Annotated in this window: 28 protein-coding genes and 1 tRNA gene; 20 read left to right on the forward strand and 9 right to left on the reverse strand. The window is 58.0% G+C overall.

From position 1 onward, the window contains the following. The first annotated feature begins 40 nt into the window (after window positions 1-40). Window positions 41-346 (forward strand): YkgJ family cysteine cluster protein, encoded by a 306-nt coding sequence (locus K0H48_RS06730; RefSeq protein ID WP_219266869.1) that lies wholly within the window; start codon window positions 41-43, stop codon window positions 344-346. Window positions 347-931: 585 nt separating this feature from the next. On the opposite strand, the gene K0H48_RS06735 is transcribed toward K0H48_RS06730, so the two are convergent. The 6 genes from K0H48_RS06735 to hemA all read right to left on the reverse strand — a co-directional run bounded on the left by K0H48_RS06735 (window position 932) and on the right by hemA (window position 6,288). Next, on the reverse strand, window positions 932-1,450 hold the full coding sequence (locus tag K0H48_RS06735) for an acyloxyacyl hydrolase (protein WP_138816929.1): 519 nt from the start codon (window positions 1,448-1,450) through the stop codon (window positions 932-934). Window positions 1,451-1,552: 102 nt separating this feature from the next. Beyond that, window positions 1,553-2,347, reverse strand: a complete 795-nt coding sequence (gene murI, locus K0H48_RS06740; RefSeq protein WP_219266870.1) for a glutamate racemase — start codon at window positions 2,345-2,347, stop codon at window positions 1,553-1,555. Further along, window positions 2,340-3,095, reverse strand: coding sequence for a molybdopterin-synthase adenylyltransferase MoeB (locus K0H48_RS06745; RefSeq protein ID WP_219266871.1), 756 nt, complete (start codon window positions 3,093-3,095; stop codon window positions 2,340-2,342). The genes murI and K0H48_RS06745 overlap by 8 nt, the downstream gene beginning before the upstream one ends. Next, on the reverse strand, window positions 3,089-3,919 hold the full coding sequence (gene prmC / locus K0H48_RS06750; protein ID WP_219266872.1) for a peptide chain release factor N(5)-glutamine methyltransferase: 831 nt from the start codon (window positions 3,917-3,919) through the stop codon (window positions 3,089-3,091). Before prmC ends, K0H48_RS06745 begins: the two co-directional genes overlap by 7 nt. Next, window positions 3,920-5,002 carry a peptide chain release factor 1 gene (prfA, locus tag K0H48_RS06755; RefSeq protein ID WP_219266873.1) on the reverse strand — a complete coding sequence of 361 codons (1,083 nt, stop codon included), beginning with the start codon at window positions 5,000-5,002 and terminating at the stop codon, window positions 3,920-3,922. It lies immediately after the preceding gene. Next, window positions 4,999-6,288: a glutamyl-tRNA reductase gene (hemA, locus tag K0H48_RS06760; protein ID WP_056859135.1), complete on the reverse strand. Its 1,290-nt coding sequence runs from the start codon at window positions 6,286-6,288 to the stop codon at window positions 4,999-5,001. The genes prfA and hemA overlap by 4 nt, the downstream gene beginning before the upstream one ends. A 182-nt stretch (window positions 6,289-6,470) precedes the next feature. Here hemA and K0H48_RS06765 point away from each other — a divergent pair, with 182 nt between their 5' ends. The 19 genes from K0H48_RS06765 (at window position 6,471) to K0H48_RS06850 (ending at window position 20,788) form a co-directional block, all read left to right on the forward strand. Continuing rightward, on the forward strand, window positions 6,471-8,195 hold the full coding sequence (locus K0H48_RS06765; RefSeq protein ID WP_138816935.1) for a tetratricopeptide repeat protein: 1,725 nt from the start codon (window positions 6,471-6,473) through the stop codon (window positions 8,193-8,195). A 4-nt stretch (window positions 8,196-8,199) separates the two neighbouring features. Further along, entirely contained in the window at window positions 8,200-8,817 is a 618-nt protein-coding gene (lolB, locus tag K0H48_RS06770; RefSeq protein WP_219266874.1) for a lipoprotein insertase outer membrane protein LolB, read from the forward strand. 49 nt (window positions 8,818-8,866) lie between these two features. Further along, window positions 8,867-9,670: a 4-(cytidine 5'-diphospho)-2-C-methyl-D-erythritol kinase gene (gene ispE / locus K0H48_RS06775; protein WP_094948979.1), complete on the forward strand. Its 804-nt coding sequence runs from the start codon at window positions 8,867-8,869 to the stop codon at window positions 9,668-9,670. 37 nt (window positions 9,671-9,707) lie between these two features. Then, window positions 9,708-9,782, forward strand: a tRNA-Gln gene (locus K0H48_RS06780). A gap of 46 nt (window positions 9,783-9,828) precedes the next feature. After that, a complete protein-coding gene (locus K0H48_RS06785; RefSeq protein WP_003208392.1) occupies window positions 9,829-10,770 on the forward strand; it encodes a ribose-phosphate pyrophosphokinase in 942 nt (313 codons plus the stop codon). 139 nt (window positions 10,771-10,909) lie between these two features. Then, complete coding sequence (locus K0H48_RS06790) at window positions 10,910-11,509, forward strand: 50S ribosomal protein L25/general stress protein Ctc (RefSeq protein ID WP_200432594.1); 600 nt, start codon at window positions 10,910-10,912, stop codon at window positions 11,507-11,509. A gap of 168 nt (window positions 11,510-11,677) precedes the next feature. Further along, entirely contained in the window at window positions 11,678-12,262 is a 585-nt protein-coding gene (pth, locus tag K0H48_RS06795; protein WP_010213318.1) for an aminoacyl-tRNA hydrolase, read from the forward strand. A 21-nt stretch (window positions 12,263-12,283) separates the two neighbouring features. After that, entirely contained in the window at window positions 12,284-13,384 is a 1,101-nt protein-coding gene (gene ychF, locus K0H48_RS06800; RefSeq protein ID WP_065929659.1) for a redox-regulated ATPase YchF, read from the forward strand. Between the two features lie 316 nt (window positions 13,385-13,700). Continuing rightward, the gene (locus K0H48_RS06805; RefSeq protein ID WP_219266876.1) at window positions 13,701-14,621 is read left to right on the forward strand and encodes a sigma 54-interacting transcriptional regulator; all 921 of its coding nucleotides are present in this window, start codon (window positions 13,701-13,703) and stop codon (window positions 14,619-14,621) included. 159 nt (window positions 14,622-14,780) lie between these two features. After that, complete coding sequence (locus K0H48_RS06810) at window positions 14,781-14,957, forward strand: hypothetical protein (RefSeq protein WP_219266877.1); 177 nt, start codon at window positions 14,781-14,783, stop codon at window positions 14,955-14,957. 66 nt (window positions 14,958-15,023) lie between these two features. Then, the gene (locus K0H48_RS06815; RefSeq protein WP_219266878.1) at window positions 15,024-15,389 is read left to right on the forward strand and encodes a hypothetical protein; all 366 of its coding nucleotides are present in this window, start codon (window positions 15,024-15,026) and stop codon (window positions 15,387-15,389) included. 7 nt (window positions 15,390-15,396) lie between these two features. Next, window positions 15,397-16,176: a type III secretion system inner membrane ring lipoprotein SctJ gene (gene sctJ / locus K0H48_RS06820; RefSeq protein WP_219266879.1), complete on the forward strand. Its 780-nt coding sequence runs from the start codon at window positions 15,397-15,399 to the stop codon at window positions 16,174-16,176. Continuing rightward, window positions 16,166-16,753 carry a type III secretion protein gene (locus K0H48_RS06825; RefSeq protein ID WP_219266880.1) on the forward strand — a complete coding sequence of 196 codons (588 nt, stop codon included), beginning with the start codon at window positions 16,166-16,168 and terminating at the stop codon, window positions 16,751-16,753. Before sctJ ends, K0H48_RS06825 begins: the two co-directional genes overlap by 11 nt. Window positions 16,754-16,787: 34 nt before the next feature. Next, window positions 16,788-17,324, forward strand: coding sequence for a type III secretion system stator protein SctL (sctL, locus tag K0H48_RS06830; RefSeq protein WP_257626859.1), 537 nt, complete (start codon window positions 16,788-16,790; stop codon window positions 17,322-17,324). Window positions 17,325-17,430: 106 nt separating this feature from the next. Further along, a complete protein-coding gene (locus tag K0H48_RS06835; RefSeq protein WP_219266882.1) occupies window positions 17,431-17,664 on the forward strand; it encodes a hypothetical protein in 234 nt (77 codons plus the stop codon). After that, a complete protein-coding gene (locus K0H48_RS06840) occupies window positions 17,654-18,064 on the forward strand; it encodes a type III secretion system chaperone (protein ID WP_219266883.1) in 411 nt (136 codons plus the stop codon). Before K0H48_RS06835 ends, K0H48_RS06840 begins: the two co-directional genes overlap by 11 nt. Before the next feature lie 14 nt (window positions 18,065-18,078). Continuing rightward, entirely contained in the window at window positions 18,079-20,220 is a 2,142-nt protein-coding gene (gene sctC / locus K0H48_RS06845; RefSeq protein ID WP_219266884.1) for a type III secretion system outer membrane ring subunit SctC, read from the forward strand. Further along, window positions 20,217-20,420 carry an HrpT family type III secretion system protein gene (hrpT, locus tag K0H48_RS30675; RefSeq protein WP_257626860.1) on the forward strand — a complete coding sequence of 68 codons (204 nt, stop codon included), beginning with the start codon at window positions 20,217-20,219 and terminating at the stop codon, window positions 20,418-20,420. The genes sctC and hrpT overlap by 4 nt, the downstream gene beginning before the upstream one ends. Beyond that, window positions 20,417-20,788 carry a transcriptional regulator gene (locus tag K0H48_RS06850; protein ID WP_219266885.1) on the forward strand — a complete coding sequence of 124 codons (372 nt, stop codon included), beginning with the start codon at window positions 20,417-20,419 and terminating at the stop codon, window positions 20,786-20,788. The genes hrpT and K0H48_RS06850 overlap by 4 nt, the downstream gene beginning before the upstream one ends. Here the strand turns inward: K0H48_RS06850 and sctU are convergent, their stop codons facing one another. Genes sctU through sctS form a run of 3 tightly spaced genes read right to left on the reverse strand, consistent with a single transcriptional unit; the run spans window position 20,789 to window position 22,945 of the window. Next, a complete protein-coding gene (gene sctU, locus K0H48_RS06855; RefSeq protein WP_219266886.1) occupies window positions 20,789-21,886 on the reverse strand; it encodes a type III secretion system export apparatus subunit SctU in 1,098 nt (365 codons plus the stop codon). Then, the gene (sctT, locus tag K0H48_RS06860; RefSeq protein WP_138816949.1) at window positions 21,883-22,671 is read right to left on the reverse strand and encodes a type III secretion system export apparatus subunit SctT; all 789 of its coding nucleotides are present in this window, start codon (window positions 22,669-22,671) and stop codon (window positions 21,883-21,885) included. Before sctT ends, sctU begins: the two co-directional genes overlap by 4 nt. Before the next feature lie 10 nt (window positions 22,672-22,681). Beyond that, window positions 22,682-22,945 (reverse strand): type III secretion system export apparatus subunit SctS, encoded by a 264-nt coding sequence (gene sctS, locus K0H48_RS06865; protein WP_138816950.1) that lies wholly within the window; start codon window positions 22,943-22,945, stop codon window positions 22,682-22,684. Between the last annotated feature and the right edge of the window lie 6 nt (window positions 22,946-22,951).

The raw sequence follows: 22,951 nt of genomic DNA on the forward strand, positions 1-22,951 counted from the left end.
TTCATGCGCGCGCAAGTCGCTTGCCTTACACTGCGCGCCTATGACCAACATCCCCCACACTCAAATCACCGAACCCGCCGTCACCTGCTCGACGTGCGCGGCCTGCTGCTGCCAGCTGGAAGTCATGCTGATTACCGACACGGGTGTGCCGGAACGCTTTATCGATACCGACGACTGGGGCGGTGAAGTGATGCTGCGTCTGGACGACGGCTGGTGCGCGGCACTGGATCGGGACACGATGATGTGCACAATCTACGAGCGGCGGCCGCTTATCTGTCGGGAGTTCGAGATGGGCGCACCGGAGTGCCTTGAAGAGCGCCAAGGCATTGCGACGGCATATCGCTGATCCCAAGACTGATGAAGATCAAAATGTGGGAGCTGGCTTGCCTGCGATGGCGATTTTCCTGTAACAAATATGCCAACTGACACGACGCTATCGCAGGCAAGCCAGCTCCCACAGTTTTGGCTGTGTTTCACATCAAGCCATGTAGAGCCACAACGGGCCAAACGCGATCAACCTGTGGGAGCGGGCTTGCTCGCGAAAGCGCAGTGTCAGTCGATGCATCAGGCGTCTGACACACCGTCTTCGCGAGCAAGCCCGCTCCCACATTTTAACTGTATTCCAAGTCAAGCTATGTGCGAGCTGGCTTGCCTGCGATGGCGGTTTTACAGTGACAAATATGCTGGCTGACCCGACGCTATCGCAGGCAAGCCAGCTCCCACAGTTTTGGCTGTGTTTCACGTCAAGCCATGTAGAGCCAAAACCGGCTAAACGCGATCAACCTGTGGGAGCGGGCTTGCTCGCGAAAGCGCCGTGTCAGGCGATGCATCAGGCGTCTGAAAACACCGTCTTCGCGAGCAAGCCCGCTCCCACATTTTGACTGTATTCCAAGTCAAGCTATGTGGGTGCTGGCTTGCGCAGGCTTGAGAGTTACAACGGGTAGGTGTAGTGCAACGAGTAACTCTCTACCCCGTCATTGTTGCTGCTGATGCCGGCGTTGGAATAGTGCGTGGCGCGAATGCCCACTTCATGCCCACCGGCAAAGCGCAAGCCAAAGCCCAGGCGGTCTTCGAACTGGAAGGCCTGGCCGATGTTGTTGTCTTCAACCCGCGTGCGTGAAAACACCGCTACACCGATGCCCGCTTCGATGTAAGGCTTGACCCTCTCTCCGGCAAACTCATAAACGAACACAGGCGAGAACGACAGGCTGCTGACACTCGCGCGCTTGTCGCCGTCCCAGTAGGTGTAAGCGCCGCTCCAGTAGCCGGTCAGTCGCCCGGTATCGCTCTGCCACCAGCTTTTATCCCAGTCCGACGTCAGGCCAAGGCGGTAGGTCATGGTCGAATCGCTGGTGCCCCCCACTCCAAATTCCAGGCCGGCAGCCTGAGCTGAAACCGAGTGTCCCACCACAGCGGCCGCAATCGCAGCCAAACAGAACAAGCGCTTCATAAGAGCACATCCTTTGAGAACGAAGTTGTATGGTTTTAAACAGGCTAACTCGCTATAGAAGCTTACGCAGAAGCAGAAGTTCAGCGAATTTTCACGAATTTTTCACGAGCCAAAGCTTCGCACAACTCCGGAATGTTTCCATAGTGTCGGTAGGATATTTCTTAGGTGGTACAGATCACCGCTGGTCCAGAATTGCGCCTGCTGTGGATTGCCGGCAGCCAGCAAGTCACGCTCGCCCAGCAAGCGTTTGAGCTGACGCGCCACGGCGGCGCCGGTGTCGATCAGGACGATGCTGGGGGGAAGCATCTGCGCCAGAAGTGGCTTGAGGAAGGGATAGTGGGTGCAACCAAGGATAATGGTGTCGCAACCGGCGCTCAGCAGCGGTTCGACGTAGCCCTGCAACAGCTGGCGCAGCGCCGGACTGTTGAGGTCACCGGTTTCGATCAACTCCACCAGGCCCGGGCACGGCCGGGTAATCACCCGCACATCGGTGGCAAAGCGGTCGAGTAACGCTGCGAACTTGGCACTTTGCAACGTGCCGGTGGTGGCGAGCACGCCGACCACGCCACTGCGGGTGGCGGCGGCGGCGGGTTTGACCGCCGGCTCCATGCCCACCAAAGGCCAGTCGGGGTAGTCCTGGCGCAAATCGGCCACGGCGGCGACGGTTGCGGTGTTACAGGCAATCACAAAGGCTTTGGCGCCTTGTTCGCGGAAAAACTGGGCGACCAAACGGCTGCGCTGAAGAATAAAGGCCGGGGATTTCTCACCGTAAGGTATGTGCCCGCCGTCAGCCACGTACAGCAGTGACTCATGGGGCAACAATTGCTGGATTTCATCCAGCACCGACAGGCCGCCGACGCCGGAATCGAACACACCGATGGGCGCGTCCTTAACCATGGGCCGTCCCGCACACGCTGCAGCCGGGGTCGCGCTTGACGCGCAGTTCGCGAAAACGCGTGGTCAAGGCATCGATCAGCAGCAAGCGCCCCACCAACGGCTCACCAAAACCTGCCAGTAACTTCAAGGCTTCCAGGGCTTGCAGGCTGCCGACCAGGCCGACCAACGGGCCGATCACACCGGCTTCGCTGCAGGTCAGTTCGGTGTCGCTGCCGTGCCCGTATAAACAGTGGTAGCACGGGCTTTCGGCGCGGCGCGGGTCGAACACTGACAATTGGCCTTCCAGGCGAATGGCCGCGCCGCTGACCAAAGGCTTGCCAGCTGCAACGCAAGCGGCGTTGACGGCTTCACGGGTGGAGAAGTTGTCGCTGCAATCGAGCACCACGTCTACCGCAGCCACAGCGGCGGCGAGTGAATCGGCATCCAGCGCGGTGCGATGGGCGACCAACGTAATGTCCGGGTTGATGGCGCTCAGGCGGCGCATGGCCGAATCGACCTTGGTCTGCCCGATGCTGTCGGTGTCGTGGATGATCTGGCGTTGCAGGTTGGTCAGGTCGACGGTGTCGAAGTCTGCCAGGTGCAGCTCGCCCACACCGGCGGCGGCCAGGTACAGCGCGACTGGCGCACCCAAGCCGCCGAGGCCGACAATCAGCGCACGCGCGTTTTTCAGGCGCAATTGGCCGTCGATATCGACATGTTGCAACAGAATCTGTCGGCTATAGCGCAACAGCTCCTGGTCGGTCAGCACGGGCGGTGCCCCAACGTGATGCGTTCGTGGCCGCCGAGGTCGATGCGGCTGTGGACCTCTTCAAAGCCCTCACCCGACAACAAATCACGCACCGCCGAAGCCTGATCGTAACCGTGTTCGAGCAACAGCCAGCCGCCGGCATTCAAATGGGCCGGGCTCTGGGCGATGATCAAGCGCAAATCGTCCAGCCCATCATGGCCCGCCACTAAGGCGCTGGCGGGTTCAAAGCGCACATCGCCGGCCACCAGGTGCGGATCGTTATCGGCAATGTAAGGCGGGTTGCTGATGATCAGGTCAAAGCGCTGGCCGTGCAGCGCGCTGAACCAATGGCTGCTCAACACCGTGGCATTCTTCAGGTGCAGGCGCTGGCGGTTGCGTTCGGCCAGGGCCACGGCTTCCAGTACGCGGTCGACGGCGGTGACCTGCCAGGCCGGGCGCTCGCTGGCCAGGGCCAGGGCGATCGCGCCGCTGCCGGTCCCCAGGTCGAGGACCTTGGCAGGCGTGGCCGGCAACAATTCAAGGGCAGCTTCCACCAGCAGCTCGGTTTCCGGACGCGGGATCAGCGTGTGCGGCGCGACCTCCAAATCCAGCTTCCAGAAGCCCTGCTGGCCGAGGATGTAGGCCACCGGCTCACCCGCGCGACGACGCTGCAGGTAATCGGCGAAGGTCAGCGCGTTTTCGCTGCTGACGATTTTTTCCGGCCAGGTGTGCAGGTAGCTGCGCGATTTGCCCAAGGCTGCGGCCAGCAGCAATTCCACATCCAGACGCGCGGTGGGCGAGTCAGGCAGGTCAGCAGCGCGCAGGAGGCTGGCAATAATCGTCATTTATTCACCTATCGCCGCCAATTGATCGGCCTGGTATTCGGCCAGCAAAGGCTCGATCACCGCATCAACGCCACCGGCGAGAATTTCGTCGAGGGAGTAAAGGGTGAGGTTGACCCGGTGGTCGGTGACCCGGCCCTGGGCAAAGTTGTAGGTGCGGATGCGTTCGGAGCGGTCGCCCGAGCCCACCAGCAACTTGCGCTCGCTGGCAATCGCGTTGGCGGCGGCGCTGGTCTGCTGGTCGTTGAGCTTGGCCGACAGCCAGGACATGGCCCGCGCACGGTTTTTGTGCTGGGAGCGTTCTTCCTGGCACTCGACCACGATGCCCGACGGCAAGTGGGTGATACGGATCGCCGAGTCGGTCTTGTTCACGTGCTGACCACCAGCGCCCGACGAGCGGTAGGTGTCGACACGCAAGTCCGCCGGGTTGATTTCAATGGCTTCCTGCTCGTCCGGCTCGGGCAACACGGCCACGGTGCAGGCCGAGGTGTGGATACGGCCCTGGGATTCGGTTGCCGGAACCCGCTGCACGCGGTGCGCGCCGGACTCGAATTTGAGCTTGCCGTAGACGTTGTCACCTTCGACCCGCGCGATGACTTCTTTATAGCCGCCGTGTTCGCCTTCGTTCTCGGACAAAATCTCGACCCGCCAGCCACGTCGCTCGGCGTAGCGCGAATACATGCGGAACAGGTCGCCGGAGAAGATCGCCGCCTCGTCGCCACCGGTGCCGGCGCGGATTTCGAGGAACACGTTGCGCCCGTCGTTCGGGTCTTTGGGCAGCAGCATGCGTTGCAGGTCGCCTTCGAGCTCGACCAGCTTGTCTTTGGCTTCGCGGACTTCTTCCACGGCCATTTCGCGCATGTCCGGGTCGCTGTCCTTGAGCAGTGCCTGGGCGCCCTCAAGGTCGGCCTGCACTTTCATCAGGCTTTTATAGGTGGCCACAATCGGCTCAACTTCGGCGTATTCCTTGGAATAGGCACGGAACTTGGTCTGATCGGAGATGACCTCGCCATCGCCGAGCAAGGCGGTCAGTTCTTCGAAACGGTCCTGGAGCACGTCCAGTTTATTGAGCAGTGACGCTTTCATTGCGGTTTTTTATCCGAAGAGCTATCTGACGCGCCCTCACCGAGGGCAAAGAGTTCCTGGGCCATGGCCAGCGCATCGAGGCGGCCTTCGGCGGTAAGCTTTTTCAACTGAACGCTGGGGGCGTGGAGCAATTTGTTGGTCAGGCCGCGTGCCAGTTGCATCAGCACTTCTTCGGCGCTGCTGCCGTTGGCCAACAAACGCTGGGCCTTGATCAATTCTTCATCACGCAGGCGTTCGCCCTGCTGACGATACGCCTTGAGCACATCGACCGCCGCCAGCTCACGCAGGCGCACCATAAAGTCTTCGGCGCCGGTGCTGACCATTTCCTCGGCGGCCTGGGCTGCGCCCTGGCGACTCTTGAGGTTTTCGGCGACCACTTCGTGCAGATCATCGACGCTATAGAGATAAACGTCGTCCAACTCGCCGACTTCAGGCTCGATATCGCGGGGAACGGCGATATCCACCATGAAGATCGGTTTGTGCTTGCGCAGCTTCAGCGCGCTCTCGACCGCGCCCTTGCCGAGGATCGGCAGCTGGCTGGCGGTGGAGCTGATGACGATATCGCTGCGCACCAGCTCGGCCGGGATGTCCGACAGCAACACGGCGTGGGCGCCAAACTGCTCGGCCAGGATGCTTGCGCGCTCGAGGGTGCGGTTGGCGACCACAATACGCTTCACGCCCAGGTCATGCAGGTGGCGGGCGACCAAGGTGATGGTTTCACCGGCGCCGATCAACAGCGCCTGGCTGCGCTGCAAGTCACTGAAAATCTGTTTGGCCAGGCTGACAGCGGCGAACGCGACGGACACCGGGTTTTCACCGATGGCTGTGTCGGTGCGCACTTGCTTGGCCGAATTGAACGTAGCCTGGAACAATCGGCCGAGCAACGGGCCGACGGTGCCGGCCTCGCGGGCCACTGCGTAGGCGGATTTCATCTGGCCGAGGATCTGTGGCTCGCCCAACACCAGCGAGTCGAGCCCTGCGGCGACGCGCATCATGTGACGAACTGCCGCATCCTCTTCGTGCACATAAGCACTGGCGCGCAGGTCGTCGAGGTCCAAATGGTGATAATCGGCCAGCCAGCGCAGCACCACATCCGCCGAAAGATGTTCTTGCTCTATATAAAGCTCGCTGCGATTGCAGGTCGAAAGGATCGCAGCTTCGCGGCTGTCGGTGAGCCGGCAGAGCTGCTGCAAGGCCTCAACCAACTGCTCTGGCGTAAACGCCACGCGCTCGCGCACGTCTACGGTTGCAGTCTTGTGGTTAATACCGAGTGCGAGGAAGGCCATTCAATATCGCTGATGATGTCGGGAAGCCGACAATTGTCCTACTTCGAAAGATCCAGAACAACCACCGTCGTCTATTGTCCTAGTAGCTTGTGCCTATAAAGGCGCCCATTGAGACTCGGTTATGTTTGGCCGAAGGCTTGTGTCATGATGATCCGACCGCAGGTTAGTCGTCCTCTTCCTATATGAATAGATCTTCCGCGTTGCTCCTTGCTTTTGTCTTCCTCAGCGGCTGCCAGGCCTTGGCACCCGTGTCGCCGGACGGTACGCCGCCGGTCGAAGACAGCACCCCAGCCCCTGAAAAGCCCAAGGTTTACTCCTCGTTCAATGAAGAAACGATCTATAGCCTGCTGACCGCCGAACTCGCCGGCCAGCGCAATCGTTTCGATATTGCCCTGGATAACTACGTGACCCAGGCCATCAATACCCAGGACCCGGGCATTTCGGAGCGTGCGTTTCGCATCGCCGAATACCTGGGCGCTGACCAGGCTGCGCTGGATACTTCGCTGATCTGGGCGAAAAACGCCCCGGACGACCTCGAAGCGCAACGCGCGGCGGCCGTGCAACTGGCACGCGCCGGGCGTTATGACGACTCCATGGTCTATATGGAAAAAGTCCTGCAGGGCAAGGGCGACACGCATTTCGACTTCCTCGCGCTGTCGGCTGCCGACACCGACCAGGACACGCGCAATGGCTTGATGAAAAGTTTTGACCGCCTGCTGCAAAAACATCCGAAGAACAGCCAGCTGATTTTCGGCAAGGCTTTGCTGCTGCAACAAGATGACGAAGCCGACGCTGCGCTCAAGTTGCTGGAGCAGAACCCGCCGGAAGACGGCGAGATCGCCCCGATTCTGCTGCGCGCCCGCTTGCTGCAGAACCTTAATCGCGGCAAGGAAGCCATTCCACTGCTGGAAAAAAGCATCAAGAAGTACCCGGGCGACAAGCGTTTGCTGCTGACCTATGCGCGAATGCTGGTTGAGCAAGACCGCATGGAAGACGCCAAAGTGCAGTTCGCCAACCTGGTCCAGCAATACCCCGACGATGACGAGTTGCGTTACTCCCTGGCACTGGTGTGCCTGGAAGCCAAGGCCTGGGACGAGGCCAAGGGTTACTTGGAAGAGTTGATCGAGCGCGAAAGCCACGTGGATTCGGCGCACCTGAACCTCGGCCGCATCGCGGAAGAACGCAACGACCCGCAGGCTGCGCTGCTTGAGTACGCCCAGGTCGGCCCTGGCAATGACTACCTGCCAGCCCAACTGCGTCAGGCTGACATCCTGATGAGCAACGGCCGCACCGACGAAGCCGAAAAACGCCTGGCGGCGGCACGCGATGCCGAACCGGACTATGCGATCCAGCTGTACCTGATCCAGGCCGAGACGCTGTCGGCCAACAAGCAGGGCGAACGCGCCTGGAAATTGCTGCAACAAGCTTTGCTGCAATACCCCGACGATTTGAACCTGCTGTACACCCGCGCCATGCAGGCGGAAAAACGCAATGACTTGGCGCAGATGGAAAAAGACCTGCGCCTGATCATCAAGCGCGACCCGGACAACGCCATGGCGCTCAACGCCCTGGGCTACACCCTGTCGGACCGCACCACGCGTTACGCTGAAGCCAAGGTGCTGATCGAACAGGCGCACAAGCTCAACCCGGAAGACCCGGCCGTACTCGACAGCCTGGGCTGGGTGAATTACCGCCTGGGCAACCTCGACGAAGCCGAACGCTTGCTGCGTCAGGCACTCGAACGCTTCCCGGATCAGGAAGTGGCCGCCCACCTGGGTGAAGTGCTGTGGGCCAACGGTAAACAGCGCGAAGCACGCCAGATCTGGGAGAAATTCCTCAAGGAACAACCCGAAAGCCCCATCCTGCGCAGTACCATCAAGCGCCTGACCGGATCCGAGACCCTTTAAGCTTATGTTCTTGCGCCACGTTATTGTTTTCAGTTTTATCGCCCTGCTCGCCGGTTGCGCGGGCATAGGCAGCCGTGAATCCGTTGAAGGCCAGGGCAACCAGGCGCAATGGCAGCAGCACAAGGATCAGCTCAGCAGCATTGACGGCTGGCAGATCGACGGCAAAGTCGGGGTGCGCGCACCGAAAGATTCCGGCAGCGGTACTTTGTTCTGGCTGCAACGTCAGGACTATTACGATATTCGTCTGTCCGGACCGCTGGGCCGTGGCGCAGCACGCCTGACCGGCCGACCCGGGCAAGTGAGCCTGGAAGTGGCCAACCAGGGACGCTATGAGGCAGCCACGCCGGAAGAACTGCTGGAACAACAGATCGGCTGGAAGCTGCCGGTTTCGCACCTGGTGTGGTGGGTACGCGGTTTGCCTGCGCCGGACAGCAAGAGCCGCCTGAGCCTCAACGGCGACAGCCGCCTGGCTACGCTTGAGCAGGATGGCTGGCAGGTCGAGTATTTGAGCTATGTAGAACAGAGCGGTTACTGGCTGCCTGAACGCATCAAGTTGCATGGCACCGACCTTGACGTCACGCTGGTGATCAAGGAATGGCAACCGCGCAAGCTGGGGCAATAACGTGACCTCAGAACGCTTGACGCTGCCCTCTCCCGCCAAACTCAACCTGATGCTGCACATTCTTGGTCGCCGCGAAGACGGCTACCACGAACTGCAGACGCTGTTTCAATTTCTCGATTACGGCGATGAACTGACCTTCGCCGTACGTGACGATGGCGTGATCCAGTTGCACACCGAATTCGAAGGCGTGCCCCACGACAGCAATCTGATTGTCAGGGCCGCAAAAAAACTTCAGGCGCAATCCGGTTGCCCCCTCGGTATCGACATCTGGATCGATAAAATTTTGCCCATGGGCGGCGGCATCGGTGGCGGCAGCTCAAATGCCGCGACCACGCTGCTCGGTTTGAATCACTTGTGGCAACTGGGCTGGGACCACGATCGCCTGGCCACGCTAGGCCTGACACTGGGCGCCGACGTACCGGTTTTCGTGCGTGGGCACGCGGCTTTTGCCGAAGGCGTTGGGGAGAAACTCACCCCGGAATACCCCGAAGAGCCTTGGTATGTCGTGCTTGTTCCGCAAGTATCTGTAAGTACAGCAGAAATTTTTTCAGATCCACTGTTGACACGTAACTCTCCTCCCATTAAAGTGCGCCCCGTTCCCAAGGGAAACAGTCGAAATGACTGCTTACCGGTTGTAGCAAGGCGTTATCCAGAGGTACGTAACGCTTTGAATTTGTTAGGTAAATTTACCGAAGCAAAATTAACCGGAACTGGAAGTTGTGTGTTTGGGGGCTTCCCAAGCAAAGCTGAAGCTGATAAAGTCTCGGCCCTTCTTACAGAGACCCTTACAGGGTTTGTAGCAAAGGGAAGCAACGTTTCGATGTTGCATCGCAAGCTGCAAAGTCTGCTCTAAAAGGAACCGAGTACTGGGTACTCGTTGCAACAGATACAGGGGCGTCGCCAAGCGGTAAGGCAGCAGGTTTTGATCCTGCCATGCGTTGGTTCGAATCCAGCCGCCCCTGCCATTTTCTAATACTCATCCAGGTTACCCTCAGCCTCTAGGTACTGCGCGTGTCCAAGATGATGGTCTTTACGGGGAATGCCAACCCCGATCTGGCTCGACGTGTCGTACGTCAGCTGCATATCCCTCTCGGTGACATCTCTGTCGGTAAATTCTCCGACGGCGAAATTACAGCCGAGATCAATGAAAACGTCCGCGGTAAAGATGTTTTCATTATTCAGCCGACTTGCGCTCCGACCAACGATAACCTGATGGAACTCGTCGTGATGGCTGATGCCTTCCGCCGCTCCTCAGCGACTCGAATCACAGCTGTAATCCCTTACTTTGGTTATGCCCGTCAGGATCGCCGTCCGCGTTCCGCACGTGTGGCTATCAGCGCGAAAGTCGTTGCTGACATGCTGACCGTGGTAGGCATCGACCGTGTTCTCACGGTTGACCTGCACGCTGACCAAATCCAGGGGTTCTTCGATATTCCGGTAGATAACATCTACGGCTCCCCAGTATTGGTGGATGACATCGAAGACCAGCGCTTTGAAAACCTGATGATCGTGTCCCCGGACATTGGCGGCGTCGTGCGTGCACGGGCTGTTGCCAAATCCTTGGGCGTGGACCTCGGGATCATCGACAAACGCCGTGAGAAAGCCAATCACTCTGAAGTGATGCATATCATCGGTGATGTCGAAGGGCGTACCTGTATTCTGGTTGATGACATGGTCGACACCGCCGGCACCCTGTGCCACGCGGCGAAAGCCTTGAAAGAGCACGGTGCAGCAAAAGTCTTCGCCTACTGCACACACCCTGTGCTGTCGGGCCGAGCGATCGAGAACATCGAGAACTCCATGCTGGACGAACTGGTGGTGACTAACACCATCCCGTTGTCCGCAGCAGCTCAAGCCTGTTCGCGTATCCGTCAACTGGATATCGCACCGGTAGTTGCCGAAGCGGTTCGCCGCATCAGCAACGAAGAATCGATCAGCGCGATGTTCCGATAAGGGTCAAACCTTACGAAACATCCCACTGACGAAAAGCGCCCCGCCCCAGCATTCTGTTGGGGCGGGGCTTTTTTGCCCATATCGCCTTTAGCGCTGGTCGCAAACGCTGGGGCGAATGTGGTTATTTTGGAGATACAACATGAACGATTTTACTCTGAATGCTGAAGCGCGTTCCGACCTGGGGAAAGGTGCGAGCCGCCGCCTGCGTCGTCTCGCAAGCCTGGTTCCAGCTGTAGTTTACGGTGGCGACAAAGCCCCTGAATCCATCAGCATGCTGGCCAAAGAAATCGCCAAACTGCTCGAAAACGATGCTGCCTACAGCCACGTTATCGAACTGAACGTTGGCGGCAAAAAGCAAAACGTAATCATCAAGGCTCTGCAACGTCACCCGGCCAAAGGCCACGTGCTGCACGCTGACTTTGTACGCGTTGTTGCCGGTCAGAAACTGACCGCCATCGTTCCAGTACACTTCGTTGGCGAAGAAGCTCCGGTTAAGAAAGGCGGCGAAATCTCGCACGTCCTGAACGAAATCGAAGTGACCTGCCTGCCGAAAGACCTGCCTGAGTTCATCGAAGTCGACCTGTCGGCTCTGGAAATCGGCGCCATCATCCACCTGTCCGACCTCAAAGCCCCTAAAGGCGTTGAGTTTGTTGCACTGGCTCACGGTGATGACAAAGCTGTTGCAAACGTTCACGCTCCACGCGTTGCACCAGAAGCTGAAGAAGGCGCTGCAGAGTAATTCACTCTGTAATGTCGGAGCTTGAGGAAACATCGCGGACCGGAACGTAGCGAGAAAGCGGGCGATAACGCGGCGTTTACTCTTGAGTAAATGATCTTTTGTTGACCGCTTTCGCCGCACACAGGTTGCGGCGATGTTATCCACAACTCCAAAGGAAGGGCCCCTGTCGTGACTGCCATTAAACTGATCGTTGGCCTGGGAAATCCAGGCGCCGAATACGAACAGACCCGGCATAACGCGGGGGCCCTTTTTGTTGAGCGCATCGCCCACGCGCAAGGTGTAAACCTTGTGGCCGATCGCAAGTATTTTGGCCTGACCGGGCGCTTCTCGCACCAGGGTCAGGATGTTCGTCTGCTGATTCCCACCACCTACATGAACCGCAGCGGCCAGGCTGTCGCGGCGCTTGCGGGCTTCTTCCGGATCAAACCCGAAGAAATCCTGGTGGCCCATGACGAACTGGACCTGCCACCCGGTGTTGCCAAGCTCAAGCTCGGCGGCGGGCATGGCGGCCACAATGGCCTGCGCGACATCATTGCGCAGTTGGGCAATCAGAATAATTTTTACCGTCTGCGGCTCGGCATTGGCCACCCAGGCGTTGCCAGTATGGTTTCAAATTTCGTCCTGGGTCGTGCGCCACGCGCCGAACAGGAAAAACTCGATGCCAGCATCGACTTTGCCCTCGGCGTGCTGCCGGATATCTTCGCCGGTGAATGGAACCGCGCGATGAAAAACCTGCACAGCCAGAAGGCCTGACTCTTACCGAGGGGAAACACCATGGGATTCAATTGCGGCATCGTCGGCCTGCCCAACGTCGGCAAATCCACCCTGTTCAACGCCCTGACCAAGTCCGGTATTGCGGCGGAGAACTTCCCCTTCTGCACCATCGAACCCAACAGCGGTATCGTGCCGATGCCAGACCCGCGCCTGGACGCGTTGGCGGCGATCGTCAATCCCAAGCGTATCCTGCCGACCACCATGGAGTTCGTCGACATCGCAGGCCTGGTGGCCGGTGCGTCGAAAGGTGAAGGCCTGGGCAACAAGTTTTTGGCCAACATCCGCGAAACCGATGCCATCGCCCACGTGGTCCGCTGCTTTGAAGACGAGAACGTGATTCACGTCTCCAACAGCGTTGACCCGAAACGCGACATCGAGATCATCGACCTGGAGCTGATCTTCGCCGACCTCGACAGCTGCGAGAAGCAACTGCAGAAAGTCGCGCGTAATGCCAAGGGCGGCGACAAGGACGCAGTGGTCCAAAAAGGCCTGCTGGAGCAGTTGATCGCGCACTTCACCGAAGGCAAGCCGGCACGCAGCCTGATGAAGAACATGGGCGTCGACGAGAAAGCCGTGGTCAAAGGCTTCCACCTGCTGACCACCAAACCTGTGATGTACATCGCCAACGTCGCCGAAGACGGCTTCGAGAACAACCCTTTGCTGGATGTGGTCAAGGCCATCGCCGACGAAGAAGGCGCTATCGTGGTTCCGGTGTGCAACAAGATCGAAGCAGAAATCGCCGAGCTCGATGACGGCGAAGAAAAGGACATGTTCCTCGAGGCCCTGGGCCTGGAAGAGCCTGGCCTGAACCGCGTGATCCGCGCCGGTTACGAAATGCTTAACCTGCAGACCTACTTCACCGCCGGTGTCGAAGAAGTCCGCGCCTGGACCGTCAAGGTCGGTGCCACCGCACCACAGGCCGCCGGCGTGATCCATACCGACTTCGAAAAAGGCTTTATCCGCGCCGAAGTCATCGCCTACAACGACTTCATCCAGTACAAGGGTGAAGCCGGTACCAAGGAAGCCGGTAAATGGCGCCTGGAAGGCAAAGAGTACATCGTCAAGGATGGCGACGTAATGCACTTCCGTTTCAACGTATAAGCGCCACCTGCGGCATTGCCGCAAACAAAAAGCCGATGCCCTGCATCGGCTTTTTTGTGGGCGGTTGTTTGTCTATCGGCAATCGCTATCTTGTTGTTTATTTGAAAGCTTAAGATATTTCCTATTTATTACGCAAACAACAGATCAATCACTTTGAATGATGTTAAGCGACAAGTTAATGACTTTTCCTACGCAAGCCTGGCTTACTCTTACCTGCATACTCGACGAGAAATCTTATACTTTACGCGCAGTCCAAGCACGTTTTGAATAACAGCCTTTTAATCGCAAAAAATCACGAGAGTGGAGCACCTATCCGATGTCGGCCGCCGATCAAAAAGAACGCGAAACCGATACGCCACTCATTGATGGCTCGGATATAGAGAACACGATCAATAGCACAGCGACACTTAATGTTGACATCTTGTTGCTGGGAGAGACCGGTACGGGTAAAGATACCCTGGCACAACGCGTACACCGCCTGTCGGGCCGACGAGGCAACTTTGTCGCGGTAAATTGCGCAGCCATTCCGGAGAGCCTCGCCGAAAGCCAATTGTTCGGTGTCAACAGTGGTGCTTATACCGGGGCTGTGCAGTCACGCGCAGGGTTTATCGAAGCGGCTCACTTGGGTACGTTGTATTTGGATGAAATCGACAGCATGCCGCTTTCGCTTCAAGCCAAGCTATTGCGAATGCTCGAATCACGCGGTGTTGAACGGCTCGGCTCAACACGGTTCATCCCGGTCGACATGCGCGTCATTGCGTCCGCTCAACAATCACTGCATGACATGGTCGAGCAAGGCAGCTTCAGGCGGGACCTGTATTTTCGCCTGAACGTTATTAATATCAAGCTGCCGCCGCTGCGTGACCGACGTGAGCGTATCGTACCGTTGTTTCTGGAGATGGTTAAACACGAGGCAGAGCACTTCAACTGCACAGCCCCCCACCCCACAACCGAACTGCTCCAGCAGTTGCTGTGTCATCCGTGGCCGGGCAATGTCCGCGAACTACGCTCCACGGCCAAGCGTTTTGTCCTTGGGCTGCCGCCTTTATCGGCATCAAATGCCGAACCATTGGAACTGGGCCTGAAAGACCGTCTGCAACGCATTGAGAAAACACTCATCGAAGAGTCTCTACAGCGTCACACTTACAGCGTGGATTGTGTGGCGTTGGAATTGGGTGTCGCCAAGCGCACCCTCTATTATCGAATGAAGCAGCTGGGTGTTGCACTTAACGCATGAAAAAAATAGAAACAAGTAGCCATCCGCCGATGGAACTGTTTCTAGAGGCTTCGCCACTAAGGATACGAGCGTCGATTATCAAATAAAGATTTAGCGCGATTAATCGAATAGCTCATAACAAACACTCTATTAACTGACAGTAACCCCAAAGGTGAATTTATGTCCTCTCCAATCGGCGGCGGTAACAGTGGCGGCAGCATCAGCAGCGAAGCACTGCAGGGCGAACTGAATAAAGAGCTTAAGGAAAGAAACAAGAACACCCTCGAAATGGCAAAAATTGAAACACAAGTTACAAAAGCTAACAAGTGGAGCCAAGTACTGAACAAAGTACAATAAGTAGCACAGGCTTTCTCTAGTTTAAAAACCAGAGAAAGCCTTACTATTTTTCTGAGGGATATATCTATGCGCACAACGCTTGAAAAAGAGCGGGGAACCTATTCAGGTGCCCCCGGGTTTCCCGCCGAAAAAAGCAGCGATAGCACCCACGACGCGCATTTCTTCAGTGCGGCACTGGAGCAGAACATTACTTACCCGCAGGCTCCCCCCGTCCCAGGAAACAGTCGGTCGCTGGTGGACCAATCAGAGCGGTTGAAATCCAACCACGAAAAAATCCCCAAGCTGCTGCGTGAATACTCCAAGACCCAAAACGAGCTGAAAATGGCGGACGCCGCACAGACCATTATTGAATCAAAAGAAATCCTCAACATCGGCGTCAAGGTCATAAAACACTGCGCTTCGTTCGTTGAGAAAGCCACTAACCTGCAATAGGTGAACCATGCGCCGCTGCCGCTTTATTCTCTTATGGCTGACCCTCTTATCGGTGCTGAGCGGATGCGGTGAAAGCGTCGAACTGCACCGAAAGTTATCCGAGCAGGAAGCCAATGAGGTGATCGCTGAATTGGCAGACAAGCAGATTCGGGCACAAAAACAGCTGGAAAAAGACGGCGTGGTCGTTCGCGTGCGTACAGACGATATTGCTGCCGCCGTCCACACGCTTGCCGCCGCCGGGCTGCCAAAGACTGCGCGGTCCACACTGGGCGACGTCTTTCGCAAGGAAGGTGTGATTTCTACACCGCTTGAGGAACGTGCCCGCTATATCTATGCGTTGTCTCAGGAGCTGGAAGCGACCTTGTCCAATATCGATGGAGTTCTTGTCGCCAGGGTGCACGTGGTACTGCCCGAGCGAGTCGCACCGGGAGAGCCGGTACAACCGGCCTCGGCATCGGTCTTCATCAAGCATGATCCACGGCTGGAACCTGACAGCCTGCTGCCGCGCATTCGGCGGATGGTCGCCAGTAGCATACCGGGCATGACCACGGCCGTTGCAAACCCGCAAAAACTGACCGTGATCTTTGTGCCGGCTACCGCCTACAAACAAAAGCAGCAACTCGCCTACTTCGGGCCGTTTCTGATTAAGCCGAGTGACCTCGCTTTTTGGCAGACCACGCTTACATTGTTCTTTATCGTCCTGGTAGCAGGGTGTGCAGCGGCAGGGTTCTGGCTGAAAAAGGCGCGCGGCGCTCAACAAGCCGAGCCGAACGCGAATGACGCATGACAACCTCACCTGGGCCAAGTGGTGGGCCTGCCCCTGGCTCGATTCGCCCCACGACTGGCCGCCGTTCACCCCATCATGGCCCTATTCGAAAACACTCTGCCAGAGCCAGCACGCGGCAATGGCAACGGCGTTGGGAATTGCCCCATGCCTGCCTGTCGAACCGTCGCCAGCCCTGCTGCAGTTGGTCCTTGAACCTGCGCAACGCAGAGACCTTATCCTCGCGCTGGTCGGCGGTGTTTACCAGATCAAGACTCACACACCGTTGAGCCAGGACCTGCAACTCTGGTGCGCACGCCTTTCCAAGGCACTGATGCCCAACACCCTGAAAATCAGCACTGAAGACCCTCTGCACTATTTACGCGCCTGGGTAGAGCCCTCTATATGGCAGCGGCTGCGGTTGAGCTTTGACCGCCACCGGGTGCTCGCACTTGAGCAGACCCCTCGACTGAGTGAAACCCACGACAAGCTCGAAACAATTTGGAAGGCCGCTATATGGCGCACCGGTGCGTCAAACAACGAGCCGGTGTTTTCCTTCGCCGAGGAGTCCCAGGACGATGCTGTGCAAACGCACGATTGAGCTAAGCAAGCCACTTCCTTCACGCACGAGTTCGTTGATTCCTTTGGAAACGTTGGCGGACTGCGCTCGCGACGCCGAATTGTTAAACAGTGCCCAGGATCAGGCCGATGAAATCCTGCGCCAGGCCCATGTGCAACGCGATCAGTTGCTGCTGCAGGCACAGCATGAGTTCTGGCAACGCGCCAATCGCCAATTGCACCTGTGGCACACGCAACAGCAGGCGATCCTCGACAACATCGAACGCATCGCCACATCGGTAACCCACAGCGCAATTCGCAGGTTGCTCGAGGATACAACGACGACTCAGCGGGTGTCGGCCATGCTCAAGCAAATGCTCGTAGCCCAGGCTCCGGCGATCCGCGCAAAGCTGGTCTGCAACCCACAGGATCAAGCGGATGTAGAGCACTGGTTGAATCAACATACCGAAGCGCCCTGGCGCCTGCAGTGTGACGAGTCCGTTGAGCCACAAGTGCTGATCCTGGAGGCGGAGGAAGGCAGCTTTCGTATCGACTGGGCCTCTTCGATCAATGCGTTGTTGGTGCCTCACTCAGACTTTGTTTCAGAGGAATAACCTCTCAACCGACCAGCTGCATTTTTTTACCGGATATTTAAAAAATCGTGGAACGGATCCCAAACGCAAACCACATAAAAAATACACGTTCAACGGAGATCAGCGTATGAAACTCGACGCACGCGAGGGCGGGCAAATCTTCAGGGATTTAACCAAAAACAACCGGCAGTTCGAACAGCTCGGTCAGGACGTCCCTGACGAACTATCTTCGAGAGAGTTTTCATCTTTGATGGATGAACACTTAAGGCTCAAACAAGACTTGATGCTACAGACGACTGCCGCCGGAGCGGTGCTCAGCCACCGAGCCGAGATGGGAAAAATCATTTTCAATGGGACCTGAGAGTTTCAGCGAGCGGCTCACCCAGTGGCGGATGGGGACAGAGCAAGAAATCACGCTGTACGAGGGCGGCGACGCCATAAACCTGCGCCGCTACCCGCAGTGTTTTTTGCTCAGTGCCCAACTTACCCATCAGCCAACGCCCACACAAACAGCCATGGAAACATGGCTACGAATGGGTGGGGCAAGCCTGGCGTATTTTCAGGGAGCGCTTTCGGTCGAGCCCTCCACCGGGCAGCTCTGGCTACTTCAATGCGTCTCGCAAGAAGCCAATCCGGCCGTTCTTTTTAACCAACTTGAATCCCTTCTCAATCAGCGCGACACCTGGCGCTCCACGGTCAAGCGGCTGGCCCGAACGCCCCAAAACCTTGGGCCCACTCCGCTGCGTGCGCAGTTTTATTAACTAGAGAACCCTATATGAACAACCCCATTTACAAGCGTTTACGCTTGTCTATCAGCTCGCCCTGTGCGCGATTGAAACACGCCGACTGGCGTATTCCAGTGGTTCTGACGTGCCTGCTGATGCCTCTGCAAAGCGCCCTTGCCGCGATTCCCTCGGAATGGAAAAACACGGCATATGCCTATGAAACCCAGTACAAGCCTGTACGCGAAGTGCTCGAGGACTTCGCCCAGACCTTCGGCACCCAACTGCAAATCGAAGGCCTGCTGGAGGGCGTCGTCAATGGCAAAATACGCGCTAACACGCCCCAGTCCCTGCTCGACAGGCTCGGGGTCGAACACCGCTTCCAGTGGTACCTGTACAACAACACCTTGTACATCAGCACGCTGGATCAGCAAGAGTCTGCGCGGCTGGAAGTTTCGTCGGAAACGATCGCAAACCTTAAAAAGGCCCTGACCGATATTGGCCTGCTCGACAGCCGATTTGGCTGGGGTGAATTGCCGGACGATGGCGTTGTGCTCGTCTCCGGTCCTAAACGCTATATCGAGCAGATCAAACAGTTCAGCAGCCAGCGCAGATCCCCGGATGAAAAACAGAGCATACTGACTTACCCGCTCAAGTACGCCAACGCGGCCGATCGCACCATTGATTATCGCGGCGAAAAGCTCACCATCGCAGGCGTGGCCAGCGTGCTGCGTGGGTTGCTGGAGCCGCGCTCCAACTCCGCAGTCGCCAACGCCACCCAAGCCTCCGGCACTTCTTCACCGCCGGGCTTGATTACACCCAACGTGCCGCGGCTGAACAACCCGCTGCTGGAGCAGATGCTCGGCAACCCCGGGAACGCAGAGGGGCTGTCGACGGGCGCCTCGCTCGGCCCTCGAGGCCCACGCGCTACCAGCCGCATCCGGGTTGAAGCCGACGTGCGCAATAACGCGATTCTGATCTACGACCTGCCTGAGCGCCAAACGATGTACCGCGAGCTGATCACCCAACTCGACGTTGCGCGCAAGCTGGTGGAGATCGACGCCATCATCCTCGACATCGAACGCACCAAGTTGCAAGAGTTCGGGGTTGAATGGGGCTTTCAAAACAGCCGCTGGCGTGGCGGCGTCAATGTGGCACCGGGCACGACCTCGCAGTTGTCGATTGGCAACCCCGGGCGTTTCTATGCCCACATACGAGCCCTGGAAGCCCAAGGGCTGGCAACCCTGGTCTCCAACCCCTCGGTGCTCACATTGGAAAACCAACCGGCGGTCATTGACTTCAACCGCACGCGATACCTGAAAGCCGGCAGTCGCTACGCAACCATTTTACCCGTGACCGTCGGCACCAGCTTTCAGGTGGTGCCACGGGTGATCACCAGCCGTGGTGGCCACCAGATCCATTTGGTGGTGGATATTGAAGACGGCAATTTCGACGAACTCAACGCACAGCCCGATGACCTCGATGTTCGCCGTGGCAAGGTGAGCACCCAGGCGGTGATGGCGGAAAAGCGCTCTTTAGTGGTCGGTGGTTTCCATGTCACAGACAACAAAGACAAACAAAGCAAGGTGCCACTGCTGGGCGATATTCCGTTGCTGGGCAAGGCATTGTTCTCCTCGACTGAACGACAGAACAGTCGACGCGAGCGCCTGTTCATCCTCACCCCACGGGTCATCGGTGACCAGTCTGACCCTTCGCGTTACTTGCCCCAGGAGGATCAGGCCCAGTTGCAGGCCGCCCTCAAGCCCCTGGCGCGCCGGCAAGCCGCCCATCAACCGCCTATAAATCGCAGCGATATCACCAGCGCCCTGGCGCACCTGGTCAGCGGCGAAGTGCCCGACGGCTTCAAGGCAAAGCCAATGCCGCTGCAGTTGGACACACTGTGCGCCACGCGTGATCTGTTGGCGCTCAACAGCGAGCGCAGCCAGTGGTACACCGGCCCACAGTTCAATGTGGCGGTGGTGGTCTTGCGCAACCAGATCAAACGCAACGTGCGCATCGATGAAAAAGAATGCAGCAACTCACAAACACTGGCGGTCAGTGTGTGGCCACGCGCCTGGCTCAAGCCAGGTGAAGAAGCTGAAGTGTTTATCGCCATGCGGCCCGTCGTGAAAGATGAACATATCGGCACACCCCGCCCTTCCCTCCTCACCGCCCCCTTGAAGACCACGCCATGAAACACGCACTCTTGAGCATTATCATGATCGGCGCAGCAATGATCGCCGCGGGTTGTACGCCAACCTGCAAGGGCGACTCCTGCACGCGTCCGCAATCGAGCAGTGACAAAATGGTGGTCTGGTGGCCGCCAGAGATGCGCGTAGACTCCGGGCCCTCTGGGGAACGGGCAGACTACCAGACCATTTCCCTGGAACGATGAGCGCCACGACACAGCCTGACGATGCGCTGCATCGTCAGGCTTTTTTAGCCGACGTGCGCAGTGGCGTTGCCGCTCACCTGCAGCTCCTCCCCGGTATCCACCTGTGTACGCTGCAGGCCGGCACACACCAGGGGTTGGCCTTGCAGGTTGCGCGCGAAGCGTTGCAAGCCGGGCAGGTGCAACAGGCACTGGAACGACGTTTTGAACAAGCACTGACGTATGACGATTGTTTTGTCTATCTCGACGCGCAGGGCAATTTGGTCATCTGGCGCTCGCTGCCGGCTCAACACGACGCGCTTGAGAGTGCCATTAGCCGCCTGTTGTCACTGGCCAACCTTGATGCATTGGATGCTCACGCCACGCGTTGATCAGCGCTGTTCCAGCTCAGGCAATTCCAGGGTTTCACGCTTGGCTTCATCATCCAGTTCACGCAAGGTGCGGTAGATCAGCGCGACGGCCTGCAGGGTTTCACGCGGGATACTGGCGCCAAGCTTATGGGTGTAGAGCGTGCGGGCCAGCCATACACACTGAATGACCGGCACGTCAGCCGCTTTAGCCCTTTTGATCAGTTCACGCGCGTCGGCATCCGTGCCTTTGTCCACCAGCAACGGCAGCGGTGTCTTGCCGGGGCGGTAATACAACGCGACGGCAAAGTGCGTTGGGTTGACCACCAACATGTCGGACTCTTCCAGCTTGGGCAGCTTGACCTTCGGCTCTTCCTGAGCCAATTGCTGCGCCAGCGAACGGCGCTGGCCCTTCACATGGGGGTCGCCCTCCATGTCCTTGTACTCCTTGACGACTTCGACCTGGGTCATGCGCATGCGCTTGGCAAAGAAGTGCTTCTGCAGCGTCAGGTCGATAAGTGCCAGCACCAGCAACAGGCCCAGGCACGCATGCAGCAGGTAGCGAAACAGCTCGATCAGCGCCAGGATATAGGAGGGCAGGTCGCTGTTGGCCAAATTGATCAAGGCGCCAAGGGAGGGACCGATCACCGCATACAACACCACACCTAACAGCACGGCCTTAGCGACCCCCATCAGCAGGTTCATCAGCGACTGCGCGGAGAACATCTGTTTGAGCTGATTAAGGGGGTTGAGACGTTTGAAATCCAACTTGAGGATTTCTGGCGCGAACAGCAAGCCGAACTGCATCCAGCTACTGAGCAGCTTGACGGCGATCGCCACTGAAACCATCAGCAATGCAAAGGAAAAAAACACCACCATGGCGTCGAGCAACACCTCTTCCAGGGCTGACACAAAGGGTCGGCTGAGGCGGGATATCGGCAGCAGCAGCATTTCCTGAAACCGCTGCAGGCTGCGGTCAGCGGTCCATAGCGCGAGCTCGCTGATGGCTGTGAGCACCAGAAGCTTGCCGACATCCTGGCTTTGGGCAACCTGGCCTTTCTTGCGTTGATCACGCAGCTTCTTGGCACTGGCCGGGTGTTTTTTCTCACCGGAATCACTCATGGCATTCCCACCTTGAACATCAGCCCAAGGGCGTGCCTGAGTTCAGTCAGCAGGCTTAAGCGGCCGACGATCAGGTCCTGCAACAGTTCAAAATACAACAGCAAAATACCAATACCCGCCAGGCATTTGACCGGTGGGGCCAGCGTACTCACCTGCAACTGCGGGCTATAAAGCCCCAGCAGTGCAATGCCAAACTCCAATAACAGCAGTACCGCAATGAAAGGTGCGGCGTAGAGCATCATGTGGGTGAACGTGTCGCCGAGCAGGTTGAGAAACACGCCAAACCCATTGGCATGCGGCAGTGGAAACCATACGGTTGGCGGCCAGATCGAGTAACTGTCCCAGATCACTTGCGTCAGCGCCCCAAGCCCCAGGGTGGCCATCAACAAAAAAATCGTCAGTTCCTTGAACAGATGCCCGATGGGTGTCGCATCCGGGCCAAGCGAAGGGTTGAGCTGGCCACCGGCCAAGGCTCCCCGCTGGTTATCCAGCAGCGCTCCCACCGCCTCGAACATCCAGAACGGCATCGACAGTAATATACCCAGCAAGGTGCCCAGGGCCGCCTCTTTAAGCACCAACGCGCTGAGCATCAACGTAGAGAATTCCTGGTCGGCGAAGGTTGCATGGATGCCCGGCGCAGGCAGCAGTGCCAGCGCCGCCACAATGGTGTGGCGCGGCATGCCACGGATATGTTGAAAACAAAACGCCGCGACCAGAAAGGCGCAAGGGTAGATGCGCGCCATGCCGACCAACAGGCTGGGCAGGTAATCAAGATAGTGCAGCACAGGTGCAACCTCAGTTCAGCGCGGAGCGAGAGATCATGTCGAATGTCAGATTGATCAGTTGAATCAACTCCACGCCGATCCAGCGCCCCGTCATGACCAGCGTGATCCCCACTGCCACCAGCTTGATGCCAAACGGCAAGGTCTGGTCCTGTACCTGCATCAACGCCTGTACAAGAGAGGTCAGTACGCCGACCACCACCGCCACAATCAACGGCGGAGCCGACAACACCACGACCAGCAGCATGCCCTGCTTGAACAGCACGATCGGTTCCATACGCCA

The sequence above is a fragment of the Pseudomonas sp. Xaverov 259 genome (genome assembly GCF_019352915.1).
Classification (GTDB): Bacteria; Pseudomonadota; Gammaproteobacteria; order Pseudomonadales; family Pseudomonadaceae; genus Aquipseudomonas.